This is a genomic window from Bacillus cereus group sp. BfR-BA-01311 (genome assembly GCF_022664295.1).
In the GTDB taxonomy this organism is placed as follows: Bacteria; Bacillota; Bacilli; order Bacillales; family Bacillaceae_G; genus Bacillus_A; species Bacillus_A cereus.
Map to the genome: position 1 here is coordinate 193,122 of NZ_JAKUHC010000001.1, position 21,661 is coordinate 214,782.

Sequence of the window (21,661 nt, forward strand, 5' to 3'; positions counted from 1 at the left end):
GACCTGCAACATGTTAGAAAGAACGTTGCGTGTATTAGAATACAATAAAGTAAAAGAACAATTACTTGAACATACAGCATCTTCACTTGGTCGTGACAAAGTGAAGCATTTAGTGCCGAGCACTGATTTTGAAGAAATTGTAGAAATGCAAGATACAACGGATGAAGCAGCGAAAGTTATTCGTTTAAAAGGTAGTGCACCATTAGGTGGTATTACGGATATTCGCTCAAATGTGAAGCGTGCAAAAATTGGGAGTATGTTAAGTCCAAATGAATTACTTGATATTGCGAATACGATGTATGGTAGTCGTAATATGAAACGTTTCATTGAAGATATGGCTGATAACGGTGTCGAGCTTCCGATTTTAGAAACTCACGTCGCTCAAATTATATCTTTATATGATTTAGAAAAGAAAATTACAAATTGCATCGGTGACGGCGGTGAAGTAGTCGATAGCGCAAGTGATAAACTGCGTGGTATTCGTACTCAAATTCGTACTGCGGAAAGCCGTATTCGTGAAAAGTTAGAAAATATGACGCGCTCTTCAAACGCGCAAAAGATGCTGTCTGATTCGATTGTAACGATTCGTAACGAACGTTACGTAATCCCAGTAAAGCAAGAATATCGCGGCGTATATGGCGGTATTGTTCACGATCAATCTGCTTCTGGACAAACGTTATTTATTGAACCACAAGTAATTGTAGAATTAAATAATGCACTACAAGAAGCACGTGTGAAAGAAAAACAAGAAATTGAACGCATCTTATTGATGTTAACAGAAGAAGTAGCAGTAGAAGCCGATATCGTTTTATCAAACGTAGAAGTAGTTGCAAATCTTGATTTCATCTTTGCGAAAGCTTTTTATGCGAAACGAATTAAAGCAACGAAACCAATCGTAAATAACGAGCGTTATATGGATTTAAGACAAGCTCGCCATCCGCTAATCGATCCAGAAATAATCGTGCCAAATAACATTATGTTAGGTAAAGATTTCACGACAATTGTTATTACAGGACCGAATACAGGTGGTAAAACAGTTACGCTGAAAACAGTTGGTATTTGTGTGTTAATGGCGCAATCTGGCCTTCACATTCCAGTAATGGATGAGTCAGAGATTTGTGTATTCAAAAATATCTTTGCTGATATCGGTGATGAGCAATCGATTGAACAAAGTTTAAGTACGTTCTCCTCACATATGGTGAACATCGTTGATATTTTAGAAAAAGCTGATTTTGAAAGTTTAGTTTTATTCGATGAATTAGGTGCTGGAACAGACCCGCAAGAAGGGGCTGCACTTGCCATTTCAATTTTAGATGAAGTATGTAATCGCGGTGCTCGCGTTGTTGCAACGACGCATTATCCAGAATTAAAAGCATACGGATATAACCGTGAGCAAGTTATTAATGCGAGTGTTGAGTTTGATGTAAATACATTAAGTCCAACTTATAAATTATTAATCGGTGTACCAGGCCGTAGTAATGCCTTTGAAATTTCGAAACGTCTTGGATTATCTGATCGCGTTATTGAGCAAGCACGCAATCACATTAGTACAGATACGAATAAAATTGAAAATATGATTGCGAAGTTAGAAGAAAGCCAGAAGAACGCAGAGCGTGACTGGAACGAAGCAGAAGCGCTTCGCAAACAATCTGAAAAACTGCATCGTGAATTACAACGTCAAATCATTGAATTTAACGAAGATCGTGATGAACGATTATTAAAAGCGCAAAAAGAAGGAGAAGAAAAAGTCGAAGCTGCAAAGAAAGAAGCAGAAGGCATTATTCAAGAACTTCGTCAATTGCGTAAAGCACAGCTTGCAAATGTGAAAGACCACGAGCTAATTGAAGCGAAGAGTCGTCTAGAAGGCGCAGCACCAGAGCTTGTTAAGAAACAAAAAGTAAATGTGAAAAACACTGCACCGAAACAACAGTTACGTGCAGGTGATGAAGTGAAAGTATTAACGTTCGGTCAAAAAGGTCAACTACTTGAAAAAGTAAGCGATACAGAGTGGAGCGTACAAATCGGTATTCTGAAGATGAAAGTGAAAGAATCTAATATGGAATACATTAACACACCGAAGCAAACAGAGAAAAAAGCAGTTGCAACGGTAAAAGGTAGAGACTATCACGTTTCATTAGAACTTGATCTTCGTGGTGAACGATTTGAAAATGCAATGGCGCGCGTTGAGAAATACTTAGACGATGCCCAGCTTGCAAGCTATCCTCGCGTATCAATCATTCACGGTAAAGGGACAGGAGCACTTCGCCAAGGTGTACAAGATTACTTGAAGAAGCATCGCGGTGTAAAAACCTTCCGTTACGGTGACATGGGCGAGGGAGGCCTAGGCGTAACAGTTGTCGAATTAAAATAGAAAACAACGAAACAAAGGGGAAACCATTATATGTTTATGGACAAACTTGCAAAAGTATTGTTAGCTTGTTGTGGAATATTTTTGGTGATTGGGGTTATTTATTTAGTTGTTTTTGCGAAGTGAAAAAGCGTCAATCGTGGCAGAATGATATTGCCATAGATTGACGCTTTTAATATATGTGAAAAGGAATAGAACATGAAAATCAACCAATACATAAGCGAAGCAAAATTATGCTCCAGACGTGAAACAGATCGTCTCATTAAAGCTGGACGCGTGGCTATTAACGGCGAAATATGTACGCACGGTGCACTCGTAAGCGATGGTGATAGGGTAACGATTGATGGGCAAGTTATTGTAAAAGAAGAGAAAGAAAAAGTGTATATCGCATTTCATAAACCAGTCGGAATTACTTGTACAGCAGCCGATCATATTGAAGATAATATTATTGATTATATCAATTACCCAGAGCGAATCTTTCCAGTTGGGCGATTAGATAAAGCATCAGAAGGACTTATTTTATTAACGAATGACGGCGCGATTGCCAATCAAATTTTACATGGTGATCATGAGCACGAGAAAGAATATGTTGTCACAGTCGATAAACCTTTTACGGACTGGTTTATTGATGAGATGTCCCGCGGTGTAAAGATTAAAGATGGAATGACGAAGCCGTGCAAAGTGACAAGAGTCGATCAATCAACATTTCGTATCGTTTTAACGCAAGGAATGAACAGACAAATTCGTAGAATGAGTCGTGCTTTCGGATTTACTGTAATAAAGCTAAAGCGAGTACGCATTATGAATATAGAGCTAAATGAGCTTGAAGTTGGAAAGTGGCGGAGCGTTACAGCTGAAGAGTTAGAAATTTTAATAGGGCAGTTATAGGGAGGAAAAATTTTCTCCCTATATTTTTTTGTCAGAAAAAATAAAACTATTGATTTTTTAAAAAATAGCCCATATAATAAAAAACAACAAGTTTCGACAAGATATTTTATAAAAGTAATGATGAGGACATGAGTTGTATTTTACGATTCTCAGAGAGGGAAGCCTTAGGCTGTGAGCTTCCTAATACGAAAAGACAAGCTTACCACCTCTAAACTTCAAGAGTGAACTGCATACATGATGCATTGTAATTCTTGGCGGATAAAACCGTTATCAATTTACACGAGCTATAAAATGAGCTTATTTCATTATAAATTCATTTTATTAGAATAAGGGTGGAACCACGATTTCAACACTCGTCCCTTTATTAGGGACGGGTGTTTTTTGCGTTCTTTTACGGGGAAGTATGCTTGAAAGAGGATATGTAACGGATTTTAATTCAGAATATTTTGTTAATTTATTATTTTAGGAGGTTAGTAGAAATGAAATCATCTTTAAAGTTTTCAGAGATGTTTGCAATAAGTTTAATGTTATTTGCACTGTTTTTTGGTGCGGGTAATATGATTTTTCCACCAGCATTAGGACAAGGCGCTGGAACAGACGTATGGATTGCGTTGTTTGGTTTTATCGTAACAGGCGTTGGACTACCTTTATTAGGAGTAATTGTTATAGCTTTAAAGGGAGATATTAATGAGCTAGCAGGACGTGTACATCCTATATTCGCACTTGTTTTTATCACTGCAATTTATTTATGTTTAGGCGTATTCGTAAGTGTGCCGCGTACAGGAACAGTAGCTTATGAGATGAGTGTTGCACCGTTTTTACCAAGTGAGATAGCTGGTCAGTCATATCCACTTGTTATCTTTACACTTATTTTCTTTGCAGTCACTTTCTATTTAGCTTTAAATCCTTCGAAATTAGTGGGTCGTATTGGTAAAGTGCTAACTCCAATATTATTAGCTGTTATTGCAATTATCGTAGGTAAAGCACTTATTACACCAATTGGAGAATTTGGTGCACCGACAGAAGTGTATAGTGCTCCTCTCTTTAAAGGATTTATTGATGGATATTTAACTTTAGATGGACTTGCGGCACTGGTATTCGGAAATGTTGTAATTCATGCGTTAAAAGAAAAAGGCATTACAAATAAAAATAGTATTGCAAAAGTAACAATCTTTGCAGGATTTATTGCAGCACTTGGTTTACTACTTGTATATTTAGCGCTTGCGTATCTTGGAGCTTCTAGTGTATCGCTTGGAATGGGCGCAAACGGAGGAATTATTTTAACAAATGTCGTGAATCATTTATTTGGTAGCTACGGAACTTTATTACTAGGGATCGCAATTACAGCAGCATGTTTAACAACTTCTGTAGGTATTGTTGCAGCTTGTGGTGATTACTTCTCTTCTTTATTACCAAAGCTTTCTTATCAAAAAGTCGTTTTCATTTTCTGTGTATTAGCATTTATGGTAGCAAACCTTGGGTTAACTCAGTTAAATGCATTAGCATTACCAATCTTAATCGCAATTTATCCAATTGGAATCGTACTTATCGTATTATCACTTGTTGAAAACTACGTTCGTCTTCCATTAGCGATGTATGTGGGCGGGATTGTAGGAGCATTTGCAATAAGTTTCTTTGATGGGTTACACAATGCAAACCTTCAAATTGCAGCGCTAGCACCTATTTTAGATAAGATTCCATTATATAGTGTAGGAATTGGTTGGTTAGTTCCAGGCATAATCGGTATAGGATTTGGTTATATAGTTTCTAAGTTTCAAAAGCAGGAAATTGCTGTAGAAAAATAGAGAAAAGAGGCTTTCTATAATAGAAAGTCTCTTTTTTTGTAAAAAAAGCCGCATATAGAGAAATTTAGATATTAAAAATTTTATACGTAATATAGTTGACAAAAAATTTATGAGTAGGCTAAGATTGACTTAGTTGTGGAAATATTGGAAGGGAAGTGAGGGAAACGGGGTTTCTATAACTATAGTGTTGTTATGGGAAGAGGTGAAAGAAGAGGAGAAGAGAAAGTTTATTTTTTTTGACTTGCATTGAGAATGATAATCAATAAATACGTTTTATAATTTTTTCTCAGTTTCTATGCCTTCGTATAAGGAATAGGGTGAGATATTATTTTTAATATCCAATGAGAATGATAATCAATAACGCTTATGTTACATAAAATAATGCTAATTAAATAATAGGTAGAAGAGATTATTTTTTTCTTATGAATTGAGAATAATTATCATTTTCAGAAAAAGTGAAATGAAAGATAGCCAAGGAGGAAACAAGAAAAATGAAAAAGGTTTCTGTATTACCCGCTTTTATTATAACGTTCGTATGTATGCTAGCTTTTCTTGTAATGCCATACGGGAATGCTTCAGCAAAACTAGCTGATGGTACTTACGATATTAATTACGTAATTCAAAAAGCGGAAAATGATTCAGCTTCAATGGCAAATGACTATTTTGAAAAGCCGGCAAAATTAATAGTGAAAAACGGTGAGATGAGAGTACAAGTTCCGATGAATCATAGTGCTTGGATTACAGAATTTAAAGCACCGGAGAACGGGAATTTTGTTGATGCGAAAGTTGTTAATAAAGATGAATCGGCAGATAAAAGAACAGTAGAGTTTAAAGTAGATGATTTATCCAAACCGGCAGCTGTAAAAATTCATGTTGTTGTACCAAGTGCAAACTATGACCACCACTACACAATTCGTTTTGCTTTTGATGCAAATGTAAAAGCTGTAGGTGGCGATAATGGCGTAGCTGCTACAACAAAAAATAATGATCAAGCGAAAACAGATACACAAGTAAAAGAAGAGAAAACAAAAGTAGAGAGTAAGGAAACAGCTAAAGAAGTGAATAAAGAAACAAAAAATGAAAATGGAAAAGCTGAAAAAACAGATAACCCAAAAACAGGCGATGAAGCACGTATTGGATTGTTTGCAGCGTTAATTCTTATTTCAGGTGCTTTCTTAATTCGTAAAGTGAAATTGAGTAAATAAATCTTTTGAAGGGTGATGAATATATGTTTAAACAATTTAAAATGATTATTGCCGTATTTGCTGTTTTATTTACATTTATCGCAACACTAGGTTTACAAGATGCAAAGGCTGCTACAAAACTAGCTGATGGAAAATATAATATCGCTTTTACTGTATGGAAAGGCGATAAAGATGAATCGTCTAGAATGAATAGTTATTTTGAAAGCCCAGCAACATTAACAGTTAAAAATGGAAAACAATATGTTTCATTTAAAGTGAAAGATAGTGCTTCTATTAAAAGTTTCCAAGTAGAAAAAGATGGTCAATTTGTAGAAACAACCGTGTTAAGTGAAAACAAAAAAGATAATACTAGAGTTGTAGAATTTGAAGTTGCTGACTTGTCAAAAAAACTAAATGGCAAGGTGAAAATTAATATTCCAATTATTAATTATAATGCTTCGTATGATATTCGCTTTGTATTTGATGGGAACAGTATTAAATAATTTTCAAAAGGGAGAGTCGTTCCATTGAACAGGTATACAAAAATTATTGTTGCTATGTTTTTAATGATATTTACATTCGTATCAACATTACAACCACTTGCAGTTCAAGCAGCTACCAAGTTGGCTGACGGTGAATATTCAATTGGCTTCAAAGTTTTAAAAGATACATCAGATGAAGAATCGATGATGAATCAATATTCAGTAAGTCCGGGAACTTTAAAAGTGAAGGATGGGAAAAAGAAAGTATCCTTTACATTAACAAATAGTTCATGGATTACGAAATTTGAAACAGAAAAAGCAGGTAAGCTAGTTGCGACAAATGTAATTAGTGAAGATAAAGAAAAAGATACAAGAGTAGTAGAATTTGATGTAGAAGATGTAGAGAAGGTATTAAATGCAAAAGTAAAAGTAGATATTGATTTTTTAAATTATCATCATGAGTACGACGTTCGTATTGCATTTGATCAAAATAGCATTACACCAATTCATGTAGAAAAACCAAATGAAAAAGAGGACCCAGCTAATAAGCCAGATCCAAATGAAACTACCGATCCAGGTCAGAAGCCCGACCAAAAGCCTGACCCAGATCAACAACCAAATTCTAACACAATTACAGATGGTGCGTACAGCATTCCATTTAAAGTGTTAAAAGATCAAACAGATGAAGAATCTAAGATGAATAGTTACATGGTAAATCCAGGGGTATTAAAAGTAGAAAACGGTAAGAAAAAAGCAATTGTAACACTAAAAAGTAGCTCATTAATTAAAAATTTCCAAACGGAAAAAGATGGAGCATTTGTTGATGCAAAAGTAGTGAGTGAAGATAAGGAAAAAGATACAAGAGTAGTAGAGTTTGAAGTAAACGATTTATCTAAAAAACTAAATACAAAAGTATTTATCGAAATGGCATCAAGAAATTATAAGCAAATGCATGATGTACAACTTTTATTTGAACAAGATAAACTTGAACAAATTAAAAATGAAGAGAAACAACCAGAAGTAGAAAAACCGGAAGCAGAAAAACCAGATGAAAATAAAAAAACAGATGCTGAAACAATTAAAGATGGTGAATACAGCATCAATTTTAAGGCATTAAAAGATCAAACAGACGAAATTTCAATGATGAACACATATACAAAAAGTCCAGGTGTGCTAAAAGTAAAAGATGGTAAGAAGTATGTATCATTTACGTTAACGAACAGTTCTTGGATTACAAAATTTGAATTTGAGAAAAATAGTTCGTTTGTTGATGCAAATGTAATAAGTGAAGATAAAAAAACTGATACACGCGTAGTGGAAGTAGAAGTACCAGATTTATCGAAAAAGTTAAATGCAAAAGTAAAAGTAGATATCGATTCAATGAATTATCACCATTTTTACGATATTCAATTTGCATTTGATAAAGGTAGCATTAAGCCGTTAGATAACCAAGGTGAAAACACCAACCAAGGTGGAAACACCAACCAAGGTGAAAACAACAACCAAGGTGAAAACACCAACCAAGGTGAAAACAACAACCAAGATAATAACACAACAATTGATCCAAAAGCTCTTAAAGATGGTGAATACAGCATTGGCTTTAAAGTGTTAAAAGATCAAACAGATGAAATCTCAATGATGAACACATACACAAAAAGCCCAGGTGTATTAAAAGTAAAAGATGGTAAGAAATACGTATCGTTTACATTAACAAATAGTACATGGATTACGAAATTTGAATTTGAGAAAAATGGTTCTTTCGTTAATGCAAAAGTGTTAAGTGAAAATAAAGAACAAAATACAAGAGTAGTAGAAGTAGAAGTAAACGATTTGTCTAAAAAATTAAATGCAAAAGTAAAAGTAGATATTGATTCAATGAATTATCACCATGTCTATGATGTTCAATTTGTATTTGATCAAGACAGTATTAAAGCTTTAGGGAACCAAGGCGGAAACACCAACCAAGGCGGAAACGACAACCAAGGCGGAAACACCAACCAAGGTGGAAACAATAACCAAGGTGAAAATAATAAACCGAGAGTAATAGTTGATCCGAAAAATTTAGTAGATGGCCAATATGATATTACATTTAAAGTATTAAAAGATAAAACAGATGAGATTTCAAAGATGCATGACTATGTTGTAAATCCAGCGAAATTAATCGTAAAAGATGGTAAAAAATATATTGAGATGGCGCTGAAAAATAGTGCGTGGATTACGAAATTCCAAACGGAAAACAAGGAACTATTCGCTGATGCGAAAGTAGTAAGCGAAGATAAAAATGCAAATACGCGAGTAGTACAGTTTGAAGTAGAAGATCTATTTAAAAAATTAAACGCAAAAGTAAAGGTAGACATCGATGAGATGAACTACCATCATTTCTACGATGTACAAATTCAATTTGATACAAATAATATCGGCGCGTTAGGAACTCTTAAAGAGGAACCGAAAAATCCAGTGACTACACCGAAAGTAGATAATGTAAAAACAGTAGGTACTCCTGATTTTAACCGAAATGCAGATGGTCAGAAGAAAAAAGAAGATACAAAAAATGATTCAAAAAAAGAGAAAAATTCAAAAACTGCAGATACAGCACAACTTGGTTTATACATGGTGTTACTGCTAGGTTCACTTGCTTTACTAGTTCGTAAATATAGAGCAGGTAGATTGTAATTTTTGGAGTCTTGATGCATATTCGCGTGCATCAAGACTTGTTTCATATTGTATGGAAAGGAGTGGTGATTGAGAGTGAAGAAAATTGCAAGTGTACTAATGGCTATCATTTTGTTAATGAGTATAGCTGGGTGCTCATCACCAAAAAAAGAAACAGCAAAGCAGGTAAAGAGTGAGAGTAAAGAGCGCGCTGTTGCAACAACAGTGGCTGTTACTGAAATTATGGATGCGTTAGAAGTAGATTTAGTTGGCGTTCCAACAAGCTCTAAAACTTTACCGAAGCGATATAAAGGTTTACCTGAAGTTGGGAATCCAATGAGTCCAGATATGGAAAAGGTAAAGTCATTAAAGCCTTCAGAAGTGTTATCTGTGACAACACTTGAATATGAATTAAAGCCGGTTTTTGATGGTGTGGGTATGAAAGCAAACTTTTTAGATTTAACGAGTTTGAAAAATATGCAAAGTTCTATTAGTGATTTAGGTAAGAAATATGGGCGTGAAAAACAGGCCGAAGCAGTAGTAACTAAATTAGATAAAAAGGTTGCTAGCATTCAAAAAGAAGTAAAAGGAAAGAAAGAACCGACAGTACTTATTTTATTAGGTGTGCCGGGAAGTTATTTAGTAGCAACAGAGCATTCTTATATTGGAGATTTAGTGAAACAACTAGGTGGTAAAAATATTGTGCAAGGTGAACAAGTAGAATATTTAGCTTCTAATACAGAGTATTTAAAGAAAGCTGATCCAGATATTATTTTACGAGCAGCTCATGGTATGCCTGATGAAGTTGTAAAAATGTTTGATAAAGAATTTAAAACAAATGATATTTGGAAACACTTTGCTGCGGTTAAAAATAACCGTGTTTACGATTTAGAAGAGCGTTTATTTGGAACGACAGGCAATTTAGCAGCAATTGAAGCGTTAGATGAATTGAAAAAAATGATGTATCCGTGATGCATTTTGATATAAAGGAAGAGTAGAATGAATAAAAAAACTTGGAGTTTCCTCATTGTTACTGCATTGCTTATTGTTATGACATCATTGTCAGCGATGAAAGGGAGTTTAGAAGTAGGTATTGTTGAACTTGTACAAGGGATATTTACAGGTGGAAATGAAGATGTTGAAGTCATTAAAGATTTACGTTTCCCGCGTATTATTATTGCGTTGTTCACTGGAGCGGCTCTCGCTGTTTCAGGTGTGCTTTTTCAAGCTGTTATGAAAAATCCACTCGCCGATGCTGGGGTAATCGGTATATCTTCAGGAGCAAGTTTTATGACACTCGTTATTATTACGTTGTTTCCGCAATTCTTTTTCTGGACACCCGTATTCGCCTTTTTAGGTGGTGCGCTTGCATGTTATCTCGTTTATTCGTTTTCATGGAAATCAGGATTAAGCCCGCTTCGCATTATTTTAATTGGTATTGCCATTAATGCAATGTTTACTGGATTAAATGAATCATTCGTTACGATTTGTGGGTATTTTATTAAGAGTATTAAGCAAACGACGACTTCTAATATAACAATGAAGACGTGGGGCGATGTAGAAATAATGGTGACTTATGGAACGATTGGTCTTATTCTTGCTCTGTTCGTAGGAGCTTGGTGTAACTTATTATCGCTACAAGATAAGACTGCGAAAAACTTAGGCTTGCACGTGACGAGAGTTCGTCTTATTATTTCTGCCACTGCAGTACTCTTAGCGGCAGTATCAACAGCGATTGCAGGTGTTATTGCTTTTGTAGGATTACTAGTTCCGCATATTTCAAGACAATTAGTCGGTTCAGACCATAAAGTATTAATTCCATTTTCTGCGCTTGCAGGGGCGTTATTAATTTTGACGGCAGATACAATTGGAAGGTTAATTGTGCCACCTAACGAAATTCCAGCAGCAACAATTATGGCGGTTATTGGTGGTCCATTCTTAATATTTTTGCTTAGAAAGAGTGATAAAGTTCATGGAAATTAAAAATGTAACCTTTTCATACGATAACGTAACAAATCGTTTAAAGTCTGTTAGTAGTGAAATAGAAATCGGGAAAATTACAACAATCATTGGACCGAATGGATGTGGGAAATCAACATTACTTAGTGTCATGTCTAGAAACCACGCTCCTAGCAGTGGAGAAGTAATACTTGATGGGAAAGCGATTGGTGAATATAAACCGAAAGAGTTTGCTAGAAAGCTAGCAGTTGTCCATCAACAAAATGAGGCTCCAGCAGATATTACAGTGGAAAAGCTAATAAGCTTCGGGCGTATGCCATATAAAAATATATTCTCTCCGCAAACAGATGAAGATAGAGAAGCGATTGAGCGTGCACTAGTATGTACGAATTTACAAAGTAAGCGTGATAAGCCAATTTATGCTTTATCTGGTGGAGAGAGGCAGCGAGTTTGGATCGCGATGACATTAGCTCAAAATACACCAATGCTCTTCTTAGATGAGCCGACCACATATTTAGATATTTACTATCAGTTAGAAATATTAGAGTTAGTGAAAGAGTTAAATGAAGTGCATGGACTAACGATTGTAATGGTATTACATGATATTAATCAAGCCATTCGTTATAGCGACCATATTATCGTTATGAAAGATGGAGAAATCATTACGAAAGGTATTCCTAATGATGTAATAACAGAAGAAATGGTTAAAGCAATATATGGTGTAGATGTCATTGTAAAGCAGGATGAAGATACCGGATTGTACATGGTACCTATGGGAATCTAAAGGCTGAGCATAATCCGTTTTGAGGTGATAATTTGAATAGTAAGAAAGGACGGAAAAAGAATTCTTTTTTTCAACGCATACTTACAATTGTGTTTTTAGGAATCTTTTTCTATTCAATGTATGAGTTGGGCGGGATTTTCATGGATTATTATGAAAATCGTAAAGTAATGGCTGAGGCACAACATATTTATAAAAGAAGTCCAATGGAAGAAAAATCAGAAAATGGAGAGGTACGTAAACAGTTTCAGGATCTCCAGAAAATTAATCCAGAGATAGTCGGATGGATTACGATGGATGATACACAAATTAATTATCCAATCGTTCAAGCAAAAGATAATGATTACTATTTATTTCGTAATTATAAAGGTGAAGATATGAGAGCGGGAAGCATTTTTATGGACCATCGTAATGATGTGAAATCTCAAAATCGAAATACGATTTTATATGGCCATCGTATGAAAGATGGTTCTATGTTTGGTAGTTTAAAAAAAATGTTGGATGAAGACTTTTTTATGTCTCATCGTAAATTATATTACGATACATTATTTGAAGGATACGACGTTGAAGTTTTTTCAGTATACACGACAACAACGGACTTTTATTACATTGAAACGGATTTTGGAAATGATGCGGCATATGCATCGTTCTTAAAGGAAATTCAAGAAAAATCACTGTACAAAACGGATACGGAATTGACGGCTAATGATGAAATCGTAACACTTTCTACTTGTGATTATGCTCTTGATCCAGAGGCTGGAAGGCTAGTTGTACACGCAAAATTAGTAAAAAGAAATTAAAGAAAAAAGTATAGAATATGAGAAGTGATAGATAACGCTTCTCATATTCTATACTTTAAAAAAGGACTGTTCTTACTGTGCTGCAGCCATTGGCATACGTACAACTTTTACATCATAGTAAGCAATTTTATTATCAAGAATATATTCTGGCATTCCGCCTTGATGTGAGTGAGCATCTTTAAATGCAGCGCTCTTTGTCCAACCTTGGAAATCTTCTTTTGCATTCCAGCGAGTGCTAATTGTTACTTCATCATAATCAACTGTATTTTGTGTTAAAAGAACTTCTAGACCTAAAAAGCCTGGCATCGTTTCAACTTTACCTACTTTATTAAAACGCTCAATTAATTTATGCCCATTTCCCTTTGTAATTTTAGCTGTATTTGTAACAATAATCATGTTTATTCCTCCTATAAATGTAGCTATATTTTCAAGAACTCATATACATCAAATGATAATGAAAATCATTATCATTGTCAATGGTAAATGTGAAATATATAAGTTTTTTTCTATTATTTTGGACAGTGAGATTTTCATTTCAAAACATAGTAAATATGTGGCGGTTAAGTGCGAGAATGAGCTAGTTGTACTAGCAAAGCAATAATATGGTATAGTGAAACGAGGCTGTTTTTTCAGTCTCGTTTTTCAAATGCTTCCTGTAGAGAAAGCATGCAAATGGAAAGGAAGTTATTATATGCGATTAGAAGTAACTGTAAAAATAAAACCGAAATTTATAAAAGAAATTAAAAGTGGATATCCGCTTATTTTAAAAGATGCGATTCAAAATTTAAATGATGTTCGTGAAGAAGGAACAATCATCAAAGTAGTAGATGAGAAGAACAACTTTGTCGGAAAAGGTTATTATGGAAAGCAAAATAAAGGATACGGCTGGATTTTAACGAGAAAAGAGAGTGAACAAATTAATCAATCTTTCTTTGAAAGTAAAATCAAATCTGCCCTACATAAACGAAAGCAATTTTATAAATCAAGTGATACGACAGCATTCCGTGTGGTGAATGGTGAAGGTGATGGTCTTGGAGGACTAATTATCGATTATTATGATGGCTACTACGTAGTAAGTTGGTATAGTGAAGGGATTTACACTTTCAGAGATGAGATTATAGCCGCTCTTCAAAAAGTAGCAAACTTTAAAGGTATTTATGAGAAAAAGCGTTTTGATACGAAAGGGAAATATATTGAGGGTGATGATTTCGTAGCAGGAGAGCGCGGCGAGTTCCCACTTATCGTAAAAGAGAACGGTGTGAACTTTGCGGTTTATTTAAATGATGGGGCAATGGTTGGTGTATTTTTAGATCAACGTAACGTTCGAAAACAAATTCGTGATAAATATGCAAAGGGAAGAACAGTGTTAAATATGTTCTCTTATACAGGTGCTTTCTCTGTATTTGCAGCGCTTGGCGGAGCAAGTAAAACGACGAGTGTTGACCTTGCAAATCGTAGTTTAAGTAAAACGATTGAGCAGTTTAGTGTAAATGAAGTTGATTATGAAGCACAAGATATTATTGTAGAAGATGTATTTCTTTACTTCAAATATGCAGCTAAGAAAAAGATGAAATTTGATATGGTCGTACTTGATCCTCCAAGCTTCGCCCGCTCAAAAAAATATACATTTAGTGCAGCAAAAGATTATAAAAATTTATTAAAAGAAACAATTGCTATTACAGAAAATAACGGTATTATCGTTGCTTCTACAAATTGTAGCGCATTCGATATGAAAAAGTTTAAAGGCTTTATCGATACAGCCTTTAAAGAAATGAATGGCAAATATAAAATATTAGAAGAACATTCTTTACCAGAAGATTTCCGTACCATTGATCAATTTAAAGAAGGAGACTACTTAAAAGTAGTTTTCATCGAGAAAATTAAAGGTTAATAAAGAAAAGGAGCTCGAGTTTACTTGAGCTCCTTTTCTTATTGAACGATATTTTGTACTCTACCGACTTGTCCGTCCTGCAATCGCACTTTAATGCCATGCGGATGGGAAGGGGAGTTTGTTAAAATATCTTTTACAATTCCACGTGTTAATTTGCCTGTTCGTTGATCTTGTTTTAATACAATATCAACTTCAAGACCGGGCGCGATATTAGAACGTTTTTGTCCGTTCATTTACACACCTGTACGTCTACGTTGGTTGTTTGTTTTCTTTGTTTGTTGGTTTTGTAATTTTTTCGTTTCTTGGCTTTGATTTTTTGCATTTTGACCATTTCCATTTCCTTGCTTTTTCTTAGCAAGTTGTTCGCGCATTAAATCAGCTAAGCTTACTTTTTTGTTTTCTGACATGATAAGTCTCCTTTATATAAAGTTAATTATGAACAATCGTAGTGAATTTCATCATATCATTGTTAAGGAAGGAAGGGAAGTTGGTTTGAAAATTCATATATTTGTTTCAAGTCTGTAGTAGTTACGATACAATTGAGTTGTTAACGTTTGTAAAAAGGGGATAGACATATGTCACATCATATTTTATTAGTTGAAGATGATCTCTCAATTCAAGAGATGGTGGAAAAGTATTTAATAAAAGAGGGTTTTCAAGTAACAATTGCGTCTGATGGAGAGGAAGGCGTGAACACATATTTAAAAGGTTCATTTGATTTGATTATCCTTGACATTATGATGCCAAAGCTAGATGGCTTAGAAGTTGTACGAATCATTCGAGAAAAAAGTGCTGTTCCGATTTTAATGATGTCGGCAAAAGATACAGATGTTGATAAAGCTGTTGGATTAGGACTTGGAGCAGATGATTACATTTGTAAGCCGTTTTCTATGATTGAATTAGCTGCACGTGTAAAAGCGGGTATTCGGAGGTCTACGAAATATTCGGCTACAGAAACAACAGAAAAGATGATTCAAATTGGTGATTTAACAATTGATCCAATTAATTTTACAGTTGAAAAAAACGGGAAGTCTCTCAAACTTACTTTAAAAGAATTTGAGATTTTAAAGCTATTCGTAAAGAACCAAAATCGTGTATTTACGAAAGCGCAAATATATACATTAGTTTGGAATGAAGAGTATTACGGTGACGATAACGTTATTAATGTTCATATGAGAAGATTGCGTGAGAAAATCGAAAGTGATCCATCTAATCCAGAATATATTAAAACGTTATGGGGCATCGGCTATAAGTTAGAAGTGATGTAATATGGTCAATTTGTTAATAGGTATTATTTTTATATTGTTATGTGTTATTTATATGCAATATAGAATGAGAAAAAATAGTAGTGAAAATTTACGATACACATATGAAAAGTTAGAAAGTATTGTAAATGACAAAACAGGCGAGACGTTACTCGTTATGACAGATGATCTAGAATTGCAAAAATTATTAGTGGCAATTAATCAATTATTAGATGCAAAACAGAAAACGAATGCAGATCATGCAAAAGTAGAAATTTCGATGAGAAAAATGCTTTCAAATATTTCGCATGACTTGAAAACACCACTAACAGTTATTCTTGGATATACAGAAATGTTAAATAAGGATAAAACGATAAATAAAGAAGAACAACAAATATTACTTGAAAAAGTGCATACGAAAACACTAGAAGTGATGGAGTTAATTCATAAGTTTTTTGACTTGGCAAAATTAGAATCTGGTGACAAAGCAATTGAAATGACAAAAGTAAATATGAATGAAGTTTGCCGCGAGAAGATTTTATCATTTTATGATTTAGTGACGACGAAAGGTTTTCAGGTTCATATTGATATACCAGAAAGAAATATATACGCACTTGGAAATGTAGAAGTATTAGGTAGGGTATTGAATAATTTAATATCAAATGCAATTACATATGGAGACGATGGAAAGGCACTTGGTATGACGTTAAGAGATGATGACACGAGCGTGTATATAGATGTATGGGATAAAGGAAAAGGGATTGATGAATCTCATATTGATAAAGTGTTTGAGCGTATGTACACACTTGAAGATTCAAGAAATAGATTGTACCAAGGAAGTGGTCTCGGATTAACGATTACGAAACGGCTTGTGGAAGCGATGGACGGGAAAATCCATCTTTCTAGTAAACCGTATGAAAAAACAATTTTTACAATTGTATTAACAAAGATACAGTTTTAGCTTGTAGAGCAGTAGATTCTACAAGCTTTTTTTCAGCGTAAGGAATTTGTAAGAAACGGGTAAGAAAAAAGAGATTTCCGTTGTCTATTATAGAAATATAGAGTATTGCGAAAGGGGAAAGTAACATGACATATATATTAAAAACAAATCAGTTAACGAAAGTGTTTAAAGGGAAAGAAGTTATTTCCGGTGTTAACATGCATGTGAAAAAAGGAGAAATTTACGGTTTTTTAGGACCAAACGGTGCTGGTAAAACAACGATTATGAAAATGATTACAAATTTAATAAAACCGACGAGTGGTGATATTGAAATCTTCGGTGAGAAATTAACAGATACATCTTATGAAGTATTAAAAAGAATGGGGACAATTATTGAATACCCAATCTTTTATGATAAATTAACGGCGAAAGAAAACTTAGACCTACATTGTGAATATATGGGCTACTACGATAAAAATGCAATTGACCATGCTTTACATTTAGTGAAACTACAAGGGATAGATAATAAAAAAGTAAAAGATTTTTCATTAGGAATGAAACAACGACTCGGTATTGCAAGAGCAATCGTGACAAAGCCAGAATTGCTCATTTTAGATGAACCCATTAACGGTTTAGATCCAATTGGTATTAAAGAGTTACGAGACTTATTTAAAATGCTCTGCAAAGAATATGGCATTACATTATTAGTTTCTAGTCATATTTTAGGTGAGATGGAACTAATGGCGGATACAATTGGTGTGATTCAAAATGGAAAACTAATAAAAGAAGTTTCAATGAAGAGTATTAACGGAAAACAAACAGAGTATATTGAAATCACTGTTCCTGATGTGAAACGTGCAACTTATATTTTAGAAGATAAACTTGGTATAAAAAACTACAAAATAATGAGTGGAAACATGATTCGGGTTTATGATACGTTAGCGTCTCAGCAGGCCATTTCAAAAGCACTTATTATGAACGATGTGGAAATTGAAAGTATTAATAAGAAACATAGTTCCTTAGAAGAATATTTCTTAAATGTAATGGATGGAGAAGGTATTCATGCTTAATGGACTGTGGCTGAACCTGGTAAGTGGATTTATCGTAATGCTAATAAGTGGAATTTTATATTATAGAAAACCAGGGCGGAAATGGTTGTTCAGTGTACTAGTGATAGGAATGTTAAGCTTCGTTACTGCTGGAATTAGAATGTTAGCAGCGTAGAGACAGGTATATAAAGAATGGAGGCGTAATTTATATGTTTAAATTAATGAAGCTCGAATGGAAGAAACATAAATTATCTAGTTACTTTAAAGGGGTAGCAATTTGTATTATAGCAATTTTCGCTGCAGTAAGCCTTATGGCGTGGGGATCTAAGGTAGAGGATGATTTGATGTTCTCTAGCTATATGGAATACATGTCTTTAGCAAATATTCTTATTAGAATTACATTTATTATTTTTGCATCGGTTATTTTATCACGTTTAGTGATTGATGAATACAAGAACAAAACAATACAGCTACTATTTATGTATCCACTGCAAAGGAAAATGCTAATGAGTGCGAAATTAACAATTGTTTTTTGTTTTTGTTTTGTGAGCACGATTATCGCTACTTTCATTATTAGTTTGCTCATATTCTGTATGAATCCAATAATGGGACTACTTGAAACGCCTGTTACGATGGGGGAAATAATAGCTATCGTTCCAGCTACTATTATAAGTGCATTTATGATATCTGGTATTAGTTTAATTCCTTTATTTTTTGGAATGAGAAAGAAATCAACACCGACAACGATTACTTCTGCAGTAATAATTGGGATGATGATGAACAGTAACGTTGGTCCTGGAAATGGTCAAGTAAGTATGTTTGATTTTATAGCTATCCCAATCGTGCTCTGTTTATTAGGAATTTTCATTAGCTATCTATCGTTTCGTAAAATTGACAAGATAGATGTGGCGTGAAGCAAGCTTAAAACAAAAACGAACTGGGGTATGAATAGTGAAAAAAATGATAGTAATTGCAATATTATTCATTACAATTGCTAGTGTAGTTTTTGGTATTAAGGTATTTCAGGGGAAAGATTTTAAGAAAGAAAAGTCTTTTGATATAAATAATATAAACGCAATAGAAGTAGACAATGAAAATTGGAATCTTGAGTTTAAAAGTACAGACGCTAATAAAATAGTAATTTCTGCTCAAGGTGAACAAGCGGATAAAGAGATAGATCCTGTCAAAATAGAAAATGATGAAAATAAAATTATGGTTAAGCAAAAACAAGAGGCGAACAAATTTTTTAATGGTTTTACGTTTAGGAAGAAGAATAGTATATGTATAGCTATTCCGAAGAAAGAGATAGATAAAATTGTATTAAATAATAAATCAGGTGATGTGAAAATAAGAGATATAGTAGTAAAAAGTATCGTGACGAAAGGCAAATCTGGGGATGGAATGATTGTAGGACTATCAGCCGAGAAAGGTGAATTCATATCGCAAAGTGGAGAGTTAGTTGTAAAAGATAGTTCAGTACAAGAATTAAATATAAAGTCTACGACTGGTGATAACTATATCACAAATGTAAGTAACTCAAATATGAACATCACTTCAACATCTGGGGAAGTATTGCTGAAAGATATGATAGAAGGAAAATCATTATTTATAGAAACAAAATCAGGGGATATTGGCGTACGGTATAAAGGTGTCCCGGCATCATTGAAGCTTATGGCTAAAAGTAATTCGGCTGACGTAATAGTAGATTTAAAAGGACTTAAGAAAGATAAAAGTACAGAAAAAATAAAAGTAGGAACGATTGGTGATGCAAAAAACAAAGTGGAGATTTTAAGTAAGACAGGGGTCATTTATATTGATTAAGTCTTAGGAGGAGGGAGGACACTATCATGCTACATTTAATGAAGCTAGAATTGAAAAAGTTTAAGCTTGATTGGTACGTGAAGAGAGCAATTATTGCAAATATTGTTATACTGGCATTAATGATCTTTGTGAGCATCATTGCTCAAGTAGAAGGTGATGCAGAAATAAGGGATCCAGAGACGATATTGTTAATGGCTAGCACAATAGTAAGAGCAACATTTATTGTTTTTGGTAGTGTATTAATCGCAAGGCTAATAATTGGTGAATATAAAAATAAAACAATCCTACTTATGTTTTCTTATCCTATTAACCGAAAGAAAATGATGGCTAGTAAGTTGGCTATTACAGCGATAGTAACATTTATATCAGTTGTTTTATCTAACATTTTAGTAGTAGGAGTTTTCTTTGGTATAGATAGCTATTTTTCAATTCTTCCTAATTCATTCACAGTAGATCAGTTGATGCAAGAAGGAATAAAATTAGTTCCTTTAGCGATTGCAACTGCGGGAATGAGTTTAATCCCATTATATTTCGGAATGCGTAAACGTTCCGTGCCAACTACAATTGTTTCATCTCTTATCGTTGTATCAATTGCGATTAATAACAACCCAATGTTTTCTACAGCAACTTTTCTTCCCCTCCAACTAGCACTTGCAGCACTTGGAGTTGCGATTGCATATTACGGCATTAAAAATATAGAGAAGGAAGATATAACTGTATGATAAGAATACGTAAAAAAGAGTTGACGTTACACCAACTCTTTTTTTGGTATATGTATGATTCGTTACTACTCTGTAAATTTAGAGTGTTTGCTTAAATATTCTTGTACTTCTGGAGAAATGTTAAAGTTATTAGGACTTTTATATTCGATAGTAAACTCTCCGTCGGTACTTGTTTCGAAGGAGATTGCATAGCTATCCAGTTTAGCATCGTAAGAAGTATTTTTGGCTTCCGCATCTAAATCGAAGTATTTTGTAATATATTCTTTTGATTCCGCAATTGCTGCTTGTTTTCCCCAAGGGGTACCATAATATGTGAAATAAAGAGATACACTAATAACTCCAATAATAGAAGTAAGTAAAAGAGTTCCCATAGTTATTTTTTTATTTTTTGTATTCAATTTGGTTGCTCCTCCTCATAATATGTATTTATTTTAACTTGTTTTTTCCATAAAATAATCATTTAACAAAAAATAGTTTCACATGAAACAAGTTACAGAAAAAGACAAGATGTGTAAACACCTTGTCTTTTTTATCGTTACATTTTAGGAGCTTCCATTCCAGCCGCAGCCCACTCTTCTTTTGCGGGGCCGTACACACCAGGAACTGTTAAGCCGGCTTGTCGCATTAAAACTGTCATTTGCCCGCGATGATGATTTTGATGATTAATAAGTGTCATTAAAAATATAGAGTTCGGCATAGGGCGACCAAAGAAGTCGTTAATAGTAGCTAAGTCTTTATCAGTCCATTTACTTTGAAGTGTTTCAACAAAAGCCGCGTTCACTTTACGGTACTCATCTGCAATTGTTTTTGCAGAAGTTGGAACAGGATAATCTTTCGTTTCGCCTTCAAACTTTAGCCCTGTGCCAGATAGTATAACAGGAATTGCCGTCACGATATGCCAAGCAACTCTGCCTAACGTCCAATGTCCAGGTGCAATTTCTTGTGATAAAGATGCATCGGTTAATGAATCAAGCATTTTCTGAGTAGACTCAGCCTCATATGTCCATGATTGCAAGAAGCCGTCAATTGTTTGGTACATAGTTATCCCTCCTATTTTTGTTCATAGATTAAATTC

The 21,661-nt window shown here is 34.2% G+C and carries 23 protein-coding genes and 1 other annotated feature; of the genes, 18 read left to right on the forward strand and 5 right to left on the reverse strand.

Annotated features, from left to right (window positions below; all coding sequences use genetic code 11):
- Nucleotides 1-10 precede the first annotated feature (10 nt).
- The 10 genes from MR136_RS01050 to srtB all read left to right on the forward strand — a co-directional run bounded on the left by MR136_RS01050 (nucleotide 11) and on the right by srtB (nucleotide 12,919).
- Nucleotides 11-2,371 carry an endonuclease MutS2 gene (locus MR136_RS01050; RefSeq protein WP_242259231.1) on the forward strand — a complete coding sequence of 787 codons (2,361 nt, stop codon included), beginning with the start codon at nucleotides 11-13 and terminating at the stop codon, nucleotides 2,369-2,371.
- Nucleotides 2,372-2,566: 195 nt separating this feature from the next.
- On the forward strand, nucleotides 2,567-3,256 hold the full coding sequence (locus MR136_RS01055; RefSeq protein WP_242259232.1) for a 23S rRNA pseudouridine(2604) synthase RluF: 690 nt from the start codon (nucleotides 2,567-2,569) through the stop codon (nucleotides 3,254-3,256).
- Nucleotides 3,257-3,364: 108 nt separating this feature from the next.
- Nucleotides 3,365-3,620 (forward strand) — a binding site (T-box leader).
- 115 nt (nucleotides 3,621-3,735) lie between these two features.
- On the forward strand, nucleotides 3,736-5,061 hold the full coding sequence (gene brnQ6 / locus MR136_RS01060; RefSeq protein ID WP_000842652.1) for a branched-chain amino acid transport system II carrier protein BrnQ6: 1,326 nt from the start codon (nucleotides 3,736-3,738) through the stop codon (nucleotides 5,059-5,061).
- A gap of 491 nt (nucleotides 5,062-5,552) precedes the next feature.
- Entirely contained in the window at nucleotides 5,553-6,266 is a 714-nt protein-coding gene (gene isdC, locus MR136_RS01065; protein ID WP_048656156.1) for a heme uptake protein IsdC, read from the forward strand.
- A 23-nt stretch (nucleotides 6,267-6,289) separates the two neighbouring features.
- On the forward strand, nucleotides 6,290-6,748 hold the full coding sequence (locus MR136_RS01070) for an NEAT domain-containing protein (RefSeq protein WP_000476164.1): 459 nt from the start codon (nucleotides 6,290-6,292) through the stop codon (nucleotides 6,746-6,748).
- A gap of 24 nt (nucleotides 6,749-6,772) precedes the next feature.
- Complete coding sequence (locus MR136_RS01075; RefSeq protein WP_242259233.1) at nucleotides 6,773-9,400, forward strand: NEAT domain-containing protein; 2,628 nt, start codon at nucleotides 6,773-6,775, stop codon at nucleotides 9,398-9,400.
- Between the two features lie 69 nt (nucleotides 9,401-9,469).
- Complete coding sequence (gene isdE, locus MR136_RS01080) at nucleotides 9,470-10,351, forward strand: heme ABC transporter substrate-binding protein IsdE (RefSeq protein ID WP_002183961.1); 882 nt, start codon at nucleotides 9,470-9,472, stop codon at nucleotides 10,349-10,351.
- A 27-nt stretch (nucleotides 10,352-10,378) separates the two neighbouring features.
- On the forward strand, nucleotides 10,379-11,362 hold the full coding sequence (locus tag MR136_RS01085) for a FecCD family ABC transporter permease (protein WP_242259234.1): 984 nt from the start codon (nucleotides 10,379-10,381) through the stop codon (nucleotides 11,360-11,362).
- Nucleotides 11,352-12,122 carry an ABC transporter ATP-binding protein gene (locus MR136_RS01090; protein ID WP_000403758.1) on the forward strand — a complete coding sequence of 257 codons (771 nt, stop codon included), beginning with the start codon at nucleotides 11,352-11,354 and terminating at the stop codon, nucleotides 12,120-12,122. Before MR136_RS01085 ends, MR136_RS01090 begins: the two co-directional genes overlap by 11 nt.
- Before the next feature lie 32 nt (nucleotides 12,123-12,154).
- Nucleotides 12,155-12,919, forward strand: a complete 765-nt coding sequence (gene srtB / locus MR136_RS01095) for a class B sortase (RefSeq protein ID WP_001086126.1) — start codon at nucleotides 12,155-12,157, stop codon at nucleotides 12,917-12,919.
- A 72-nt stretch (nucleotides 12,920-12,991) separates the two neighbouring features.
- Here the strand turns inward: srtB and isdG are convergent, their stop codons facing one another.
- Nucleotides 12,992-13,315 (reverse strand): heme oxygenase, encoded by a 324-nt coding sequence (gene isdG / locus MR136_RS01100; protein WP_000587818.1) that lies wholly within the window; start codon nucleotides 13,313-13,315, stop codon nucleotides 12,992-12,994.
- A gap of 295 nt (nucleotides 13,316-13,610) precedes the next feature.
- Here isdG and MR136_RS01105 point away from each other — a divergent pair, with 295 nt between their 5' ends.
- Nucleotides 13,611-14,810 (forward strand): class I SAM-dependent rRNA methyltransferase, encoded by a 1,200-nt coding sequence (locus MR136_RS01105; RefSeq protein WP_001235507.1) that lies wholly within the window; start codon nucleotides 13,611-13,613, stop codon nucleotides 14,808-14,810.
- Between the two features lie 38 nt (nucleotides 14,811-14,848).
- Here the strand turns inward: MR136_RS01105 and MR136_RS01110 are convergent, their stop codons facing one another.
- Both MR136_RS01110 and MR136_RS01115 read right to left on the reverse strand, forming a co-directional pair.
- Complete coding sequence (locus MR136_RS01110) at nucleotides 14,849-15,043, reverse strand: YwbE family protein (RefSeq protein WP_001014310.1); 195 nt, start codon at nucleotides 15,041-15,043, stop codon at nucleotides 14,849-14,851.
- Nucleotides 15,044-15,217, reverse strand: coding sequence for a hypothetical protein (locus MR136_RS01115; RefSeq protein WP_001293578.1), 174 nt, complete (start codon nucleotides 15,215-15,217; stop codon nucleotides 15,044-15,046). It abuts the gene before it with no gap.
- Nucleotides 15,218-15,385: 168 nt separating this feature from the next.
- Here MR136_RS01115 and MR136_RS01120 point away from each other — a divergent pair, with 168 nt between their 5' ends.
- From MR136_RS01120 to MR136_RS01150, 7 genes are all read left to right on the forward strand, one after another.
- Complete coding sequence (locus MR136_RS01120) at nucleotides 15,386-16,078, forward strand: response regulator transcription factor (protein WP_000018059.1); 693 nt, start codon at nucleotides 15,386-15,388, stop codon at nucleotides 16,076-16,078.
- 1 nt (nucleotide 16,079) lies between these two features.
- Nucleotides 16,080-17,015, forward strand: a complete 936-nt coding sequence (locus tag MR136_RS01125) for a HAMP domain-containing histidine kinase (RefSeq protein WP_063245283.1) — start codon at nucleotides 16,080-16,082, stop codon at nucleotides 17,013-17,015.
- Between the two features lie 125 nt (nucleotides 17,016-17,140).
- Nucleotides 17,141-18,064, forward strand: a complete 924-nt coding sequence (locus MR136_RS01130) for an ABC transporter ATP-binding protein (RefSeq protein WP_000221062.1) — start codon at nucleotides 17,141-17,143, stop codon at nucleotides 18,062-18,064.
- Nucleotides 18,057-18,218, forward strand: a complete 162-nt coding sequence (locus MR136_RS01135; RefSeq protein ID WP_000931815.1) for a hypothetical protein — start codon at nucleotides 18,057-18,059, stop codon at nucleotides 18,216-18,218. The genes MR136_RS01130 and MR136_RS01135 overlap by 8 nt, the downstream gene beginning before the upstream one ends.
- A 34-nt stretch (nucleotides 18,219-18,252) precedes the next feature.
- Nucleotides 18,253-18,957: an ABC transporter permease gene (locus MR136_RS01140; RefSeq protein ID WP_000475536.1), complete on the forward strand. Its 705-nt coding sequence runs from the start codon at nucleotides 18,253-18,255 to the stop codon at nucleotides 18,955-18,957.
- 37 nt (nucleotides 18,958-18,994) lie between these two features.
- The gene (locus MR136_RS01145) at nucleotides 18,995-19,864 is read left to right on the forward strand and encodes a DUF4097 family beta strand repeat-containing protein (RefSeq protein WP_242259235.1); all 870 of its coding nucleotides are present in this window, start codon (nucleotides 18,995-18,997) and stop codon (nucleotides 19,862-19,864) included.
- 26 nt (nucleotides 19,865-19,890) lie between these two features.
- Nucleotides 19,891-20,586, forward strand: a complete 696-nt coding sequence (locus MR136_RS01150; RefSeq protein ID WP_242259236.1) for an ABC transporter permease — start codon at nucleotides 19,891-19,893, stop codon at nucleotides 20,584-20,586.
- Between the two features lie 65 nt (nucleotides 20,587-20,651).
- Here MR136_RS01150 and MR136_RS01155 read toward each other — a convergent pair whose 3' ends face one another.
- Together MR136_RS01155 and MR136_RS01160 are read right to left on the reverse strand one after the other, a co-directional pair.
- Complete coding sequence (locus MR136_RS01155) at nucleotides 20,652-20,984, reverse strand: YfjL-like protein (RefSeq protein ID WP_242259237.1); 333 nt, start codon at nucleotides 20,982-20,984, stop codon at nucleotides 20,652-20,654.
- 137 nt (nucleotides 20,985-21,121) lie between these two features.
- Nucleotides 21,122-21,625 (reverse strand): DinB family protein, encoded by a 504-nt coding sequence (locus MR136_RS01160; protein ID WP_242259238.1) that lies wholly within the window; start codon nucleotides 21,623-21,625, stop codon nucleotides 21,122-21,124.
- Between the last annotated feature and the right edge of the window lie 36 nt (nucleotides 21,626-21,661).

Coding starts and splice junctions, on each gene's coding strand:
- MR136_RS01110 (WP_001014310.1), bottom strand. CDS start 15,043: ATGAACGGACAAAAACGTTCTAATATCGCGCCCGGTCTTGAAGTTGAT.
- MR136_RS01160 (WP_242259238.1), bottom strand. CDS start 21,625: ATGTACCAAACAATTGACGGCTTCTTGCAATCATGGACATATGAGGCT.
- MR136_RS01135 (WP_000931815.1), top strand. CDS start 18,057: ATGCTTAATGGACTGTGGCTGAACCTGGTAAGTGGATTTATCGTAATG.
- MR136_RS01050 (WP_242259231.1), top strand. CDS start 11: ATGTTAGAAAGAACGTTGCGTGTATTAGAATACAATAAAGTAAAAGAA.
- MR136_RS01125 (WP_063245283.1), top strand. CDS start 16,080: ATGGTCAATTTGTTAATAGGTATTATTTTTATATTGTTATGTGTTATT.
- MR136_RS01105 (WP_001235507.1), top strand. CDS start 13,611: ATGCGATTAGAAGTAACTGTAAAAATAAAACCGAAATTTATAAAAGAA.
- MR136_RS01140 (WP_000475536.1), top strand. CDS start 18,253: ATGTTTAAATTAATGAAGCTCGAATGGAAGAAACATAAATTATCTAGT.
- MR136_RS01150 (WP_242259236.1), top strand. CDS start 19,891: ATGCTACATTTAATGAAGCTAGAATTGAAAAAGTTTAAGCTTGATTGG.
- isdG (WP_000587818.1), bottom strand. CDS start 13,315: ATGATTATTGTTACAAATACAGCTAAAATTACAAAGGGAAATGGGCAT.
- MR136_RS01070 (WP_000476164.1), top strand. CDS start 6,290: ATGTTTAAACAATTTAAAATGATTATTGCCGTATTTGCTGTTTTATTT.
- MR136_RS01130 (WP_000221062.1), top strand. CDS start 17,141: ATGACATATATATTAAAAACAAATCAGTTAACGAAAGTGTTTAAAGGG.
- MR136_RS01055 (WP_242259232.1), top strand. CDS start 2,567: ATGAAAATCAACCAATACATAAGCGAAGCAAAATTATGCTCCAGACGT.
- MR136_RS01115 (WP_001293578.1), bottom strand. CDS start 15,217: ATGTCAGAAAACAAAAAAGTAAGCTTAGCTGATTTAATGCGCGAACAA.
- MR136_RS01090 (WP_000403758.1), top strand. CDS start 11,352: ATGGAAATTAAAAATGTAACCTTTTCATACGATAACGTAACAAATCGT.
- MR136_RS01120 (WP_000018059.1), top strand. CDS start 15,386: ATGTCACATCATATTTTATTAGTTGAAGATGATCTCTCAATTCAAGAG.
- isdC (WP_048656156.1), top strand. CDS start 5,553: ATGAAAAAGGTTTCTGTATTACCCGCTTTTATTATAACGTTCGTATGT.
- brnQ6 (WP_000842652.1), top strand. CDS start 3,736: ATGAAATCATCTTTAAAGTTTTCAGAGATGTTTGCAATAAGTTTAATG.
- MR136_RS01085 (WP_242259234.1), top strand. CDS start 10,379: ATGAATAAAAAAACTTGGAGTTTCCTCATTGTTACTGCATTGCTTATT.